Here is a 13,510-nt window from a genome sequence, read left to right as displayed (position 1 = left end):
TTGAAGATGTCCATGACCACGGCGGCCTTGCGCTTGGCGGTCCATCGCTTGATCGGGTTGTCGTCGCTCATCCTGTCCTCCTGATGGCTGCACTATAGCCTGTGCAGCTATGGAGGGGGTCACTTCACCGGCACGTTCATCTGTGTTATACCGCGCATCTCACGTACCACAACTCACTGAATTCCATAAAATTAACGACAACTAGGCGCAATAACACCGATCAACGCGCCGTCCACATAACACACCCCTACACTCAGCCTGCCACTAAATTAGCTGAGGATCTAGCATGGTGCGATCTTCATTGACCTGAGATGGGCGCGGAGGGATTGGCCACTGAGTTCATCGAGAAAAGCGTCGCCCTACTCCCCAAATCGCCCTTTCAGATAGTCGATGATGGGCTGGGCGCCGTAGAGCCAGCGTTCTTCACTCTCGGATTCATGAATGTACAGGCAGGGCACTTCGAGCTTGCCGCCCTGCTCCCTCAGGGTCTTGCTGTGTTCCGGTTCGAGGCGAGCGTCGCGGGTCTCGATCTCGAGGCCGAGGCGGGTGATCTCGCGCCGTACGCGGATGCATTCGGGCTCGCTCCAGAACTGGTAGAGCGCCAGGCCCTCGCAGGCCTGGTCCACTCGGGCCTGTTCGGGTTCGTCGCGCGAGACCTCGCGGCGCGTGCCGAGCTTGTTGGCCACCCATACCACAGGCGCCAGCAAGGTCTGGATCAGCGATCGCATGATGTTGTCCTCCTGCCATCAAGATATGGCGCGGGCCGCCGATGACATTTAGCTGTACATCGTTTCGGCCAGCGTCGGCCCGGCCGGTCCCGTGATTACGCTAGCATATCCTGGCCGCGGGCTTGCCAAGGCCCGGGGCCGGCACGAAGATGTCCGGGCCATGGCCCATCCACCAGGCCCACCGACGAGCCCCATCAACAAGAGTCAGGGAATGACCGCCGCCCGCTTCTCCACCTTCGAACTGCTGCTGCTCCAGAGTCGCGACCAGGCCGACAGCGCTGCCCTGCTGCTGCTGGCCTGGGTGCTGACGCAGCAGGGGCCGGTCGGGGAGTCGGAGCGCGCCCATCTGGTCGCCCTGACCGGGGCCTTCCGCCACGGCCACGAGCTGACGCCGCTGCTGGAGATCGCCGCCAGCCAGGACCTGGGCGCCATCCAGCTCGCCGCCGAGGTGCTGCAGAAGGAGCTGCACGGCGAGACCTCCCGCGCCTTCCTGCGCCTGGCGGTCACCCTGGCCACCGAAGACGCCGAGCCGACCCTGGCCAACCACCATATCCTGCGCTTCCTGGCGGACCTACTGGGCGTCTCGCCGCCCGAGTTCGCCGCGCTCTATGCCTCCCAGGCCGGCCGACCGCTGAGCGAGCCGGCCGATCCCAGCCGTAGCGACTACTGGCAGCGCCGCGAGCGGGGCTCCCGCGAACGCCGCCGCGAGCGGAAGCCCGATGCCGAGGACCAGGCCGAACACGCCACCGAGCAGGAGAGCCGTGCGAGCCGTCGCGAGCAGCGCGCCGAGGCCCGCCGCCAGGCGCGCGAGGCCAAGGCGGAAGCCAAGCGCCAGCGCCAGGCAGAAAAGGAAGAGGAGAAGGCCCGCCAGTACGCCGAACGCGAGGCGGAACGTCGCCGCAAGCAGGCCCGGCGCGAGGCCGAACGGGAACGTCAGCGTGCCGAGCGCGAGACACAGCGCGAACGCCGCCGGGATGACCGGGAGCGCAAGCAAGAGCGCCACGACGACCGCGGCCAGCACTCGCGGGCCGGCAACGAAGGGGCGAGCCACGCCCACCAGCGCGCCAATGCCCCCGACCCGCGCATCCGCAGCGCCCTGGTGGTGCTGGGCCTGGAGCCCGGCGCCAGTCGCGGCGAGATCCGCAAGGCCTATCGGCGCCTGGCCCAGGCGCACCACCCTGACCGCTTCCACCGCGAGGGCGAGGCCATCGTGGCCAGCGCCTCGCGACGCTTCCAGCGGATCCGCCGTGCCTACGATTTCCTGATGAAGGTGAGCTGAGATGCGCGACCTCTACCAGCGACTGCGCCTGTCCGTGGACGCCGACGATACCGCCGTGGCCGCGGCCATCGAGCGCTGCGAGCACACTGGCCTGAAGGCCGATGCCGCCACCGTGCTGCAGGCGGAATGGCGCCGCGCCGAGTACGACGCCCTCCACGACACTCTCTCCGACATCGGCAGGCTGCGCGCCCGGCTAGGCCTGACCCACGCGCCCTACTGGCGCGCCGGCCCCGCCGACGACTTCTCGCTGCCGCCGGGTCCGCCGGGCTCGCGCTTCGAGGAGTGGATGCAGCGCCTCAACCGCGCCGCCCTGGCCCACAACCGCGGGCCACGCCGACGCCTCGCCGTGGCCGCGCTGTGGCTGGCCACCCTGGCGGGCGGCATCGGCCTGGGGATGTTCCTCTAACTGGTCTGGCGGACCACCAACTCCACCGGCATCGACACGTGGCGCGGCGGCTTGCCCGCCAGCGCCTCGCCCAGCAGCTCGACGCTCATGGCGGCAATGCCGGCAATGTCCTGGCGCACCGTGGTCAGCGAGCCGGCCAGGGTCGGCAGGTCGTCGAAGCCAGTGACCGCGACCTCGCCCGGCACCTCGAGGCCGAGATCTTCCAGCGCCGTCAGGCAGCCGCGGGCCAGCTCGTCGGTCTCGCACACCAGGCCGTCGTAGGCCCGCGGCTCGTGCGCCAGGCGCCGGCTCAGCCAGCGATAGCCGGTCAGCGCCGGGTCCAGGTTGGGGGGAATGTCGATCAGCGCGGCCTCGAGGCCCGCCTCGTCGAGGGCCTGGCGATAGCCGCCCAGGCGATGCTGGCTGTGGGGACTCTGCAGGTCGTCGCCGACGAAGGCGATGCGTCGTCGCCCGCCTTCGACCAGATGGCGAGTGGCCAGATAGATGCCGTGGCAATCCTCCGGCGCCACCGAGAAGCTCTCCCCGGCCGGACCGATGCGTACGAAAGGCACGCCGTGGGAGGTCATCAGTTCGGGGCGCGGGTCGTCGGCGAACTCGCCGAGCAGGATGGCGGCGCCGGCCTGATCGGGCAGGCTCGCGGTGCGGTCGTGGGGGAAGAAGATCGGCACCATGCCCTGGCGATGCAGCGCCACAGTCAAGTGCTGGTAGAGCAGGATGTAGTAGGGCCGCAGCTCGAAGTCGCGACGCCCCAGCGAGATGCCCACCACCGCGGCCTTGCCGCTGATCAGCTGGCGGGCGGCGGCGCTCGGGCGGTACTCGACGTCGCGGCTGATGGTGAGGATGCGCTCGCGCAGCGCCTCGCTGATGCCCGGCTTGTCGTTGAGCGCGCGGCTGACCGAGGCGATGGAGACCCCCGCCCGCCGCGCGATTTCCCGAATGTTGGCCGTCTTCGACGGTTGTCTGCTCATCGCCTGCCTCGTCACCGGGCGGCCGGCCTCGCGCCGGCCACCATCTGCTGCCGCCTACGTCGCTTGCGACCACGGGATTGTGCCCGATCGGACGGAGCGGTGCGACCGCCGCCCCGCCATGACGGGGCAGACGACGCGGTTCAGGCGGGCTGGCCAGGCGCCGGGGCGGCCTGCCCTTCCAGGCGCAGGCCACCGCCCCTGGCGTCGGAGTCGAAGCAGGCGTCCAGCACCCGCTGCAAGGCCGCGCCGCGGTCGAAGTCGGGCTGGTCGTTGACCCCGCTTGCGACGCCGTCGACGAAGCGCCGGTAAATGCTGGGCGTGGGCGGCGCGCTGAGCTCGGTCCAGCGCGCAGGGTGCACGTCCTCCCCGAGGCACACTTCCAGCTTGTCCCGGGCCGCGTCGAGGTCGACACGCAGCGCGCCGCGATCGCCGTGGATCGAGAGCGCCAGCGAGTTGTGGTGGCCGGTGGCCCAGCGGGTGGCCTGAACCGTGCCCAAGGCGCCGCCGGCGAACTCCACCTGCATCAGGGCACTATCGTTGGCGTCGAGGGTATACTCGCCGATACGGTTGTCGGGCGCCTTGTCGAAGCACTTGAGCCGGCAGGTCACGGCGGCGATGTCGCCCACCGGGAAGCTCGCGAAATCGAGGATATGCACCCCGACGTCGCCCAGCACGCCCTTGCTGCCGTGGGCCTCGGAGAGCCGCCACAGCCACTGGCTGTCCTGGTCCCAGCGTCCCCAGGCGTCGCTCACCAGCCAGCTCTGGCGATAGCTGGCGTCGACGTGCATCACCCGCCCCAGGCGGCCCTCGGCCACCAGCTCGCGGGCCAGCTGGATCGCCGGGGCATCGCGATAGCTGAGATTGACCATGTTGATCACCCCGGCCTCGCGGGCCGCCGCGGCCATCTCCTCGGCGTCGGCGGCGTTGGTGGCCAGCGGCTTCTCGCACAGGATGTGCTTGCCGGCGGCGATGGCGGCCAGCGACGTGGCCTTGTGCACGCCGTCCGGGGTGACGTTGCTCACCGCCTGGATGTCGTCGCGGGCCAGCATGGCCGCCAGGTCCGAATAGGCCTCGGGGATGCCGTGGGCCTCGGCGAAGGCGCGGGCCTTGTCGCCGTCCAGGTCACAGACCGCCACCACTTCCACGTCGCCGAGGGCGCGGAAGCGCTTGGCATGCTCGCCGGCCATGCTGCCGGCACCGATGATCGCCAGTCGCATCACTTGAAGCCCTCCTCGCCGGGCTTGTGCAGCCCCTCGCCCTTGACCTCGACCGGGTTCGGCGCCTGCTCGGGCGGCACATTGGGGCAGCGGTCGATCCACCGCGAGCCCTCGGGGCAGGCCCACTTCACGCCGTTCTTGAGCACCCGGCGCACCTGCTCGTCGTAGTAGATCGGATAGGTCTCGTGGCCGGGGCGGAAGTAGAAGATCTTGCCGTTGCCGCGCTTGTAGGTGAGGCCGGAGCGGAACACCTCGCCGCCCTCGAAGGCGCTGATGAAGATCACCTCGTCGGGGTTGGGCACCGCGAAGGGCTCGCCGTACATCTCGGTGTGCGGCAGCTCGAGGTAGTCGCCCAGGCCCTGGACGATGGGATGGCCGGGATTGACCACCCACAGCCGCTCGCGTTCGCCGGCCTCGCGCCACTTCAGCGAGCAGGTGGTGCCCATCAGGCGCTTGAAGATCTTGGCGTAGTGGGCGGAGTGCAGCACCAGCAGGCCCATGCCCTGCAGCACCCGGGCCTGGACGCGGTCGACGATCTCGTCGCGCACGTCGCCGTGGGCCGCATGGCCCCACCACAGCAGCACGTCAGTGTCGTCGAGCAACGCCTCGGTGAGGCCGTGCTCGGGGTCCTGAAGGGTGACGGCGCGGGCCTCGATCTGCGGGTCCTCGTTGAGCCCGGCGGCGATGCAGGCGTGCATGCCCTCGGGATAGATGCGTGCTACCACCTCGTTGGTCTGCTCGTGGACGTTCTCGCCCCAGACCGTGACCTTGATCGTCATGGATTGGCTCCTCTTGGCGTTGCCCTGGACATTGCCCTGGCGGGCGATGGAAACGCCGCCGATGCCGGCGACATGGCAACAAAGTAAACGTTTACGGCCACTTCGTAAACGTTTACTCATTGCGACAATGGTCGCATCTTATCGCCCGACGGCATCGATATGCTGAGGGAAAGCCCTGCTCTTCGAGGGAGTGATCTTTAGATCCGGTCCGACGCCTGGCGAATCGCGCCGCCAGGCGCCTGCAGACATCTGGAACCCCAACTTCTCGCGAAGACCGGCCCAGGGCCACCGAGCCCCTGTGGGAGCGATCTTTAGATCGCGAGGGGTTAGAGGATTCCTCTCGCAGTCGGGGTCAGCCCGGGTCGGGGGAGCCGCCGCTGGCGCTGGTCTGGCGATGGGGGTCGGCGACGCCCGCCTCGCCGGCCTCGCGTCCGGCGGCGTCGCGGTCTTCGCCCCATTCGGCGCTGCCGTCGAGACGGCCGCCACCGCGCCCTTCCATGCTGACGCTGATACGCGGCACGCCGAGGTCGACACCCTGCTCTTCCAGGCGCCGCTTGAGCATCAGGTTGAAGGCCCGAGCCACGTCCCACTGCATCTCCGGCGCGGTGCGAAAACGCATGCGCAGCAGCGGGCAGCCGTCCTCGAAGGCGTGAACGCCCTGCATCTCCAGCGGCGACCAGATGTGGTGGCGCATCATCGGATCCTGGCGCAGGGCCTGGGCGGTCTCCTGCATCATGGCAATGGCATCGTCGATCTTCATGCTGTAGGGAATGCGGATCTTCATCAGCGCGATGCCGAACTGTCGCGACATGTTGTGGATCGATTCGATGCGACTGAAGGTGATGATGTGCACGATGCCGTCCAGGTCGCGCAACCGCACGGTGCGCAGGGTCAGCCCCTCGACGGTGCCCATGTGACTGTTGATCTTCACGAAATCGTCCACCGCCAGCGAATCCTCGATGAGGATGAAGATGCCGGTGATCAGGTCCTGCACCAGGGTCTGGGCGCCGAAGCCCACCGCCAGGCCGATCACCCCGGCACCGGCCAGCAGCGGCGTGACGTTGACCCCCAGGTTGGCCAGCCCGACGATGGCGGCAATGATCACGATGGTGGCGAAGATGATGTTGCGGATCATCGGCGTGATGGTCTGGGCGCGGGCCTGGTTGACGCGCCGCCCGCGGGAGCGCGCCGAGGATGCCAGGGCGCGCTGGATGGCGGTGTCGGCGAAGATCCAGGCCAGCCAGGCCAGCAGCACGGTGAAGCCGATGCCAAGCAGGGCCTGGCCAATGCGCACACTGGCCACGCCCTGGCGGCCGATGCCGATCAGCGAACCGCCCCACACCTGCATGAACAGCTCGGCGAAGGTGATCCACGCCAGCACGTGGGCCAGGGTATAGCCGAAGCGCTCCAGACGCCGGCGATACTCGCGCCGGTAGCGTCGCTTGACGCGGCGCTCGGCGTGGCGACGGATCAGCCCGGCCACCACCAACGTCAGCACCAGCAACGACGCCGAGATGATCGAGCGAGCCAGGGCCGTGCCCACGTCGCCACCGGTGATGAAGATCGCCACCAGCGAACCGCCGACCAGCAGCAGCGCCGGCACGTGCCACAGCCCGCCCACCGTGCGCACCATGTCGGCGGCGTTGCTGCTCTCGCAGCGATGGCGGTAGGAGCGGTTGTAGATCAGGTGGGTGATGGGCCGCTTGAAACGCAGGATGAAGCGCACGCTGAGCAGCGCCGCCAGGATGTTGGCCAGCACCGAGCAGAGGCTTGCCAGGTCGACGCCGATCGCCTCGGTGAGTCGCGTGGAGTTGAAGGCATCGCCCAGGGCGATCAGCGCGCCGATCGCGAACAGCGGGCGTAGCGCTCGCTGGTGAAGATGGCGCACGGCGACGAAGCGGTGTCCGCGGGTAAACACCGAGGTCACTGTTTCCACCACTACCGACAGCGTGCGGCCGCACAGCGCTACGTAGGCCACCACCAGCGCCCCGGTGCGTCCGGCGCTCTCCGGTATCAGTTGGGCGACGCCCAACGCCAGGGCAAAGGCCAGCGCCCAAGGCAACAGCCGGCGCAGGAAATGAACCAGCAGCAGCATGCCACTCGGCTCACGCGGCAGGTCCAGCGGCCAGCCGCGGCGCAGCGCCAGAATGCGCCCCAGCGCGATCAGGATCACCAGCAGTCCGGCCCAGATGCCCACCAGCACCGCCAGCTCGACGGTGAAGTTGAGCAGCGCCCCGTCGCCGGTGCGCACCACCAGCTCGGTGAGGTCGGTCCACCCCTGCCGGAGCTGCTCTTGCCAATCGTTGATCGGCGAGCGGCCCGACTCTGCCTGCTCGCCCAGGTCGTTGAAGGTATCCGCCAGCGCCCCCAGCAGGCCCTGCTGGCCGGCGATCCCCTCGCTATCGGCGACCTCGCCGTTGGCCGTGCGTAAGGCTTCCAGGTCGGCCAGCAGCTCGCCGCGCTGCTGGTCGTTCTCCAGCGTCGTGATGATACGGTCCAGCGAGCGCTGCAGGGCCTCGGGGTCGCGGCCTTCCTCGCTGGCGCCGCCACCGCCCCCCAGGGCGGACAGCGGCAGCGACTGGGCGGCCGCGAGCAACGGCATCATCGTGAGGACCAGTAGCAACAGCCCCTTCAGGGCCGGCACGAGACGGGCTGCGACGGGCAACATCGGATCTCCCGGGTTGGGAGGGGAGTGATTTCCCCTCATCCTGTGACTGACGGGCAGTATGTTAGGCTTTGACGGATGCGTCGGCGAGCGAAGGCCAGGGCTGGGCCCGTTGCCGACGGGCCAGCGCTCGAGTCGATGTTCAACGCCGCATGGCCGAGCGCAGCCACTTTTCCGCCAAGGCCCAGGCTGCCGATACCGTCACACAGGATGCCGTCATGACGCCGCAACCGCCACCCGTGCCCGACAATGCCCAGGGAAGGCCTCGCCGGGTCGGGGTCGAAATCGAGTTCGCCGGCCTGCCGCCACGCGACACCGCCTGCCTGGTGCAGGAACTGTTCGGCGGCGAGGTGGTGGTGCTGAGCCCCCACCGCCTCAAGGTCAGCGGCGCCCGCTGGGGCGACTTCGGCATCGAGCTGGATACCCAGTACGCCCATCCTGACGAACGCCTGGTCGACCACGAGGCCTACCGGGACAGCGAGTGGGAACGCATGCGCCAGGAGTTCCACGAGCGCACCAGGGAGCTGATCGGTGACGTGGTGACCGGCCTGGTGCCGACCGAGATCATCTGCCCGCCGGTGCCCTGGAACGAGCTCGACGACCTCGATGCCCTCTTCGTGGCGCTGCGCGAACACGGCGCCAAGGGCACCGATGCCAGCCTGCTCTATGGCTTCGGCCTGCACCTCAACCCCGAGGCACCGAGCCTCGAGGTCGAGAGCCTGCTGGCCCACCTGCGCGCCTACCTGCTTACCGCAGGCTGGCTGCGCGAGCAGATCCGGGTCGATATCACCCGCGAAGTGCTGCCCCACGCCAACCCCTTCCCGCGGGCCTACGTGCTCAAGGTATTGGATCCGGGCTATGCCCCGGACCTGGAGACCCTGGTCGACGACTACCTCGAGTACAACGATACCCGCAATCGGGAACTCGACATGCTGCCGCTGTTCGCCCACCTGCATCCCGAGCATCCCCACGAGCTGCTGGCCAATCGCCTGGTCCACCCGCGACCCACTTATCACTATCGGCTGCCCAATGCCCAGCTCTCAGAGCCCGGCTGGGGCGCCACCCAGGAGTGGAACCGCTGGCTGGAAGTGGAAACGCTGGCCGCCGCGCCCGACACCCTGGCCGAGCGCGCCGCCAACTACCTGGCCCGCCATCGTCCGGCCTGGCCGATCCGCGCCTGGCAGGCCCTGCGCCGGAGGTTCGCGCACTCATGAGGCAGGACGCCCGCCCCTTGATCGGTATCACCACGTCCGACCGCAAGAGCCGCATTGCCTGGTGGTTCGACTGGTTCGCCGTATGGCGCCACGGTGGCCGCCCGCTGCGGCTCTCCCCCTCGCGCCCGCGGCCGAAGGACCTCGACGGCCTGATCATCGGCGGCGGCGACGATATCGAGGCGCACCACTACGGCGGCGAGATCCAGCTCGACGTGCGTGTCGACCCTGCGCGCGACGACCTGGAGCTCGCGCTGCTCGAGCGCTTCATCCCGCGCGGCACGCCGGTGCTGGGCATCTGCCGCGGCGCCCAGCTGATCAACGTCCACCTGGGCGGCACCCTGGATCCGGACATCTACACCAGCTACGAAGGGCTCAAGCGGCGACGCACCGTGCTGCCGCGCAAGACGGTGGACATCGTCGGCGACAGCCGGCTATATCGCATCCTGCGCGTCACCTGGTGTCGCATCAACAGCCTGCACCACCAGGCGGTGCGCCAGGCGGGGCGCGGCATCGAGATCGTCGCCCGCGACCGCGACGGCCTGGTGCAGGCCATCGAGTCACGCGATCACGACTTCCTGATCGGCGTGCAGTGGCATCCCGAATGGCTGGTGTTCAACCGCCCCCAGCAGCGTCTGATCCGCGCACTGGTGAACGCCGCCGATCAACACCGACAGCCGGCGTCGTAAGGCTACTTGGTGGGAGAGCCCCTCATTGAAGCAACCTACAGATCGCGGGGTTAACCCCTTTCGCGCAGCGGAGCTGCACTCCCACGAAAACCCGTTCGGTGGCGCCGAGCCTTTGCGGGAGTGTCCTTCGTGGGATCGAGCTTCAGATCGCGAGGAGTGAGGGCCCTGCATAACGCAAGACGCTCCCACGGAAGCGGCTGCCCGCGGGAGCGACATCGGTTCGTGAAGGGATAGTCGGTCACTGGCGGAGGCTAGCCCTCCAGCTTGGCATCCAGGGTGATCTCGGCATTGAACAGCTTCGACACCGGGCAGCCTGCCTTGGCCTTGTTGGCCGCGTCCTGGAAGGCCGCGTCATCGGCGCCGGGAACGCTGGCCCGGGTCTCCAGATGAATCGCGGTGATGCTGAAACCGCCTTCGTCCTGCTCCAGGGACACCGTGGCCTGGGTGGCGATCCGCTCGGGGGTGTGGCCCGCCTCGCCGAGGATCATCGACAGCGCCATGGAGTAGCAGCTGGCGTGGGCGGCACCGATCAGTTCCTCGGGGTTGGAGCCGCCCTCGCCCTCGAAGCGCTTGGCGAAGCTGTAGGACACATCGCTGAGCACGCCGCTCTGGGTGGAAACCGTGCCCTTGCCGTCCTTGAGGCCGCCCTGCCAGACGGCGCTGCCGTTCTTCTTGATGCTCATGTCGACTCCTTTTGTTACGGGATAGCGCTAGCGCGCGGGATGGGTCGCAATCTTGCCTTTACACGATAGACCATGGGGATGATGTCTCCGGACCACAAGGCCGCATTGCATCCCCATCGGCTCACCGCCAGAATACATGGAAAATGTTTCCAAATACATGCACCCTCCATCATGACATCGAGAGGAAGCACCATGACAACACCCGCCCGCGTCACCCTGCCGGCCACCGCTCACGAACCCGCGGTGACACTCCCCGCCATCGGTCAGGGCACCTGGTTCATGGGCGAGGGCCTGGCCCCGCACGCCGACGAGGTGCGCGCCCTGCAGCAGGGGCTGGACCTGGGCATGACGCTGATCGACACCGCCGAGATGTACGGCGACGGCGGCGCCGAGGAAGTGGTCGGCGAGGCGCTGGCCGGTCGACGCGACGAGGCCTTCCTGGTCTCCAAGGTCTATCCCTGGAACGCCGGCCGCGACTCGGCGATCGCCGCCTGCGAAGCGAGCCTGGTCCGGCTCGGCACCGACCACCTCGATCTCTACCTGCTGCACTGGCCGGGCGGCATTCCGCTCGACGAGACCCTGGAGGCCTTCGAGCGGCTGCGCGAGGCCGGCAAGATCCGCCGCTTCGGCGTCTCCAACTTCGATATCGACGACATGGAGGCCCTGCAGAGCGTGCCCGGCGGCGGCGACTGTGCGGTCAACCAGGTGCTCTATCATCTGGGCTCGCGAGGCATTGAGCACTCGCTGCGCCCCTGGCAGCGCGACCACGGCATGCCGCTGATGGGCTACTGCCCGTTGGCCCAGGCCGGCCGGCTGCGCCGTCGGCTGCTCGATCACCCCGAGGTCACCGCCTTGGCCGCCGAACGGCAGCTAACGCCGGCCCAGCTGCTGCTGGCCTGGGCGGTGAGGCCCGTCGACGGAGCCCGTGACCTGATCGCCATTCCCAAGGCGGTGCAGCCCGAGCACGTGCGCGACAACGCCGCCATGCTCGAGACCACGCTCGATGAGGAGGCCCTGGCGAGACTCGACGCCGCCTTCCCGGCGCCGAGCCGCAAGGAGTCGCTGGATATCGTCTAAGCAAGGCGGATTCGTGCGTGCCGCCCCTGGCGTTTAGCGGGCGGCACCACGCAGAGTGGCGAGCGAGGCCGCCAGGGCCTCTCGTCCCTTGGTCTCCATCAGCGCCGCGTTGCGCTCGGGAATGGCCTCGGGGTCGGGATAGTGAGCGAGGGCTCGCTCCAGGCCGGCCTCGCGGATCAGGTGCCACATCGGCCAGGGCGAGCGGTTGGTGTAGTTGCGCGGGGCGTCTTGCGCCTCGCCTTCGAACTGGTAGTCCGGGTGGAAGCTCGCCAGCTGGTAAATCCCCTCGTAGCCCTGCTCCACCAGCAGCGCCTCGGCCATGCCCAGCAGGTCCAGGTAGTCGTCGAAATCCTCAAGGCCCTCGCTCAGCACCAGCAGGGTGGTCTCGGCCTCGTCGTGCTGGTCGAGGTGCCAGCATTCCTCCACCAAGCGCATCAGGGCGGCGGCCGGGTCGCTGGCGTTCACCTCGACATAGCGGATGCTGTCGCGGGCAACCTCACGGCCGGCGAAGGGGCACACCTCGAGGCCGACCACGAAGGTCTCGACCCAAGCGCGGGTGGCAGCGAGCGGATCGGCAAAATCGGTCATGGTCGGCTCATCGAGAAAAATGGAGTCGCAGTATACGCCGATTCCACCGGAGAGACCCGACGCCACCGTGGTCGAATGCTGCTCATGCCTCGGCAGCTCGACGTCATCTGCCCCAGGCGTCATGCTGGCCACAGAGGTCCGGAAATGGTCGCTAAGGCTCCCATCGAGTGCCACTCTTGGCGAACCCTTCCAGCCCCCGACATGGGATAGGCGTATGCACACAGACACGCTTTCCGCCGGTATCGTGCACGACGTGCCGGAAGACCTGCGGCAGTTACTCGTCGATGACGAGGCGGCCCGGGCGCTTTGGGAGGATATTACCCCCATCGCCCGCAATGAGTGGATCTGCTGGGTCGAGGATGCCAAAAAGCTCGAGACTCGACACCGCCGCATCGCCAGGGTGCGCTCGGACCTCAAGGCGGGAAAGCGTCGCCCCTGCTGCTGGCCCGGTTGCTCTCACCGATAAGCGCGGCATGAACGAACCTCACCCGCCCTCTCAGCGCCGCTTCCGATCCCGTCGCGAGGCCAGTCGGTCGGCGAGCCGCGTCGGCTCCGGCAGCTTGGTTTTCCCCAGGCAGGCCACCACCCATTCCAGCGCCGTGGGAAGCGACAGACGATGCCCCGGCGAGACGAACACCGGCTTGACGCCCCGCCTGGACCGCAGCACCGCGCCGATCGTCTCCTCGCCGTCGCCTCTCGCACCGACCCTGTCATCGACCAGCGGCGCCCAGCCTCCCCGCTCCGGGCCAGGCTCGCCGTGGCGGCCGCACAGCCGTTTCTTGGCCACGCCAATGGTCGGCAGGTCGAGCCACAGCCCCAGGTGGCTGGCAACGCCCAGCCGGCGCGGATGGGCGATGCCCTGGCCGTCGACCATGACCAGCTGCGGCCGGCCCGAGAGTTTCTCGAAGGCCGCCAGCGCCGCGGGCACCTCGCGAAACGACAGCAGTCCCGGCACATAGGGCATGCGCGTCGGCTCGCGGTGCACCGCCTGCTCCACCACCTCGAAGGCGCCCTCGCCCACCGGCGGCCAAGCCAGCACCACCACCGCGGCGCGGGTGATCGAACCATTCTGCTCGAAGCCGATATCCACCCCGGCAATGCGATGCACCGGTTCCAGCCGATCCTCGCGCTCCACCCGCCCGGCCAGGCGCTTCTGCAGGGCGATGGCATCGATGGGAGCAAGGTTCCAGTCGTGCAGAGAGAGAGAGGGCATGAAGGCT

At 68.4% G+C, this 13,510-nt stretch carries 14 protein-coding genes; 6 read left to right on the top strand and 8 right to left on the bottom strand.

Translation table 11 applies throughout. The annotated features are described in order from the left end of the window. Positions 1–359 precede the first annotated feature (359 nt). The gene (locus ACGTN6_RS19045; RefSeq protein WP_394594539.1) at positions 360–728 is read right to left on the bottom strand and encodes a glutaredoxin family protein; all 369 of its coding nucleotides are present in this window, start codon (positions 726–728) and stop codon (positions 360–362) included. Between the two features lie 211 nt (positions 729–939). Here ACGTN6_RS19045 and ACGTN6_RS19040 point away from each other — a divergent pair, with 211 nt between their 5' ends. Continuing rightward, positions 940–2,007, top strand: a complete 1,068-nt coding sequence (locus tag ACGTN6_RS19040; protein ID WP_394594538.1) for a J domain-containing protein — start codon at positions 940–942, stop codon at positions 2,005–2,007. Between the two features lies 1 nt (position 2,008). After that, the gene (locus ACGTN6_RS19035; protein WP_394594537.1) at positions 2,009–2,413 is read left to right on the top strand and encodes a hypothetical protein; all 405 of its coding nucleotides are present in this window, start codon (positions 2,009–2,011) and stop codon (positions 2,411–2,413) included. Here the strand turns inward: ACGTN6_RS19035 and ACGTN6_RS19030 are convergent. The 4 genes from ACGTN6_RS19030 to ACGTN6_RS19015 all read right to left on the bottom strand — a co-directional run bounded on the left by ACGTN6_RS19030 (position 2,410) and on the right by ACGTN6_RS19015 (position 8,045). Then, positions 2,410–3,381, bottom strand: a complete 972-nt coding sequence (locus ACGTN6_RS19030) for a LacI family DNA-binding transcriptional regulator (protein ID WP_394594536.1) — start codon at positions 3,379–3,381, stop codon at positions 2,410–2,412. The two genes, ACGTN6_RS19035 and ACGTN6_RS19030, sit on opposite strands and share 4 nt — an antisense overlap. A gap of 140 nt (positions 3,382–3,521) precedes the next feature. Next, positions 3,522–4,598, bottom strand: coding sequence for a Gfo/Idh/MocA family protein (locus tag ACGTN6_RS19025; protein ID WP_394594541.1), 1,077 nt, complete (start codon positions 4,596–4,598; stop codon positions 3,522–3,524). After that, positions 4,598–5,377, bottom strand: a complete 780-nt coding sequence (locus ACGTN6_RS19020; protein WP_394594535.1) for a ThuA domain-containing protein — start codon at positions 5,375–5,377, stop codon at positions 4,598–4,600. Before ACGTN6_RS19020 ends, ACGTN6_RS19025 begins: the two co-directional genes overlap by 1 nt. A gap of 352 nt (positions 5,378–5,729) precedes the next feature. Then, a complete protein-coding gene (locus tag ACGTN6_RS19015; RefSeq protein WP_394594534.1) occupies positions 5,730–8,045 on the bottom strand; it encodes a mechanosensitive ion channel family protein in 2,316 nt (771 codons plus the stop codon). A gap of 215 nt (positions 8,046–8,260) precedes the next feature. Here ACGTN6_RS19015 and ACGTN6_RS19010 point away from each other — a divergent pair, with 215 nt between their 5' ends. Together ACGTN6_RS19010 and ACGTN6_RS19005 are read left to right on the top strand one after the other, a co-directional pair. Then, the gene (locus ACGTN6_RS19010; protein WP_394594533.1) at positions 8,261–9,256 is read left to right on the top strand and encodes an amidoligase family protein; all 996 of its coding nucleotides are present in this window, start codon (positions 8,261–8,263) and stop codon (positions 9,254–9,256) included. After that, positions 9,253–9,942, top strand: a complete 690-nt coding sequence (locus ACGTN6_RS19005) for a gamma-glutamyl-gamma-aminobutyrate hydrolase family protein (protein ID WP_394594532.1) — start codon at positions 9,253–9,255, stop codon at positions 9,940–9,942. The genes ACGTN6_RS19010 and ACGTN6_RS19005 overlap by 4 nt, the downstream gene beginning before the upstream one ends. A 251-nt stretch (positions 9,943–10,193) precedes the next feature. On the opposite strand, the gene ACGTN6_RS19000 is transcribed toward ACGTN6_RS19005, so the two are convergent. Then, positions 10,194–10,625 carry an OsmC family protein gene (locus ACGTN6_RS19000; protein WP_394594531.1) on the bottom strand — a complete coding sequence of 144 codons (432 nt, stop codon included), beginning with the start codon at positions 10,623–10,625 and terminating at the stop codon, positions 10,194–10,196. Between the two features lie 192 nt (positions 10,626–10,817). Here ACGTN6_RS19000 and ACGTN6_RS18995 point away from each other — a divergent pair, with 192 nt between their 5' ends. Further along, the gene (locus ACGTN6_RS18995) at positions 10,818–11,702 is read left to right on the top strand and encodes an aldo/keto reductase (protein ID WP_394594530.1); all 885 of its coding nucleotides are present in this window, start codon (positions 10,818–10,820) and stop codon (positions 11,700–11,702) included. A gap of 33 nt (positions 11,703–11,735) precedes the next feature. Here ACGTN6_RS18995 and ACGTN6_RS18990 read toward each other — a convergent pair whose 3' ends face one another. After that, positions 11,736–12,290 carry a DUF1415 domain-containing protein gene (locus ACGTN6_RS18990; protein WP_394594529.1) on the bottom strand — a complete coding sequence of 185 codons (555 nt, stop codon included), beginning with the start codon at positions 12,288–12,290 and terminating at the stop codon, positions 11,736–11,738. Positions 12,291–12,504: 214 nt separating this feature from the next. On the opposite strand from ACGTN6_RS18990, the gene ACGTN6_RS18985 reads away from it, so the two are divergent. Further along, on the top strand, positions 12,505–12,756 hold the full coding sequence (locus ACGTN6_RS18985) for a YdeI/OmpD-associated family protein (protein ID WP_394594528.1): 252 nt from the start codon (positions 12,505–12,507) through the stop codon (positions 12,754–12,756). A 30-nt stretch (positions 12,757–12,786) separates the two neighbouring features. Here the strand turns inward: ACGTN6_RS18985 and nfi are convergent, their stop codons facing one another. Continuing rightward, positions 12,787–13,503, bottom strand: a complete 717-nt coding sequence (gene nfi, locus ACGTN6_RS18980) for a deoxyribonuclease V (protein WP_394594527.1) — start codon at positions 13,501–13,503, stop codon at positions 12,787–12,789. Positions 13,504–13,510 lie beyond the last annotated feature (7 nt).

Origin of the sequence: Halomonas sp. B23F22_20 (genome assembly GCF_043496985.1) — a bacterium.
Taxonomy (GTDB): Bacteria; Pseudomonadota; Gammaproteobacteria; order Pseudomonadales; family Halomonadaceae; genus Halomonas.
The sequence above is the reverse complement of the archived record's forward strand: the minus strand, read 5'-3'. Positions and strand labels throughout refer to the sequence as shown.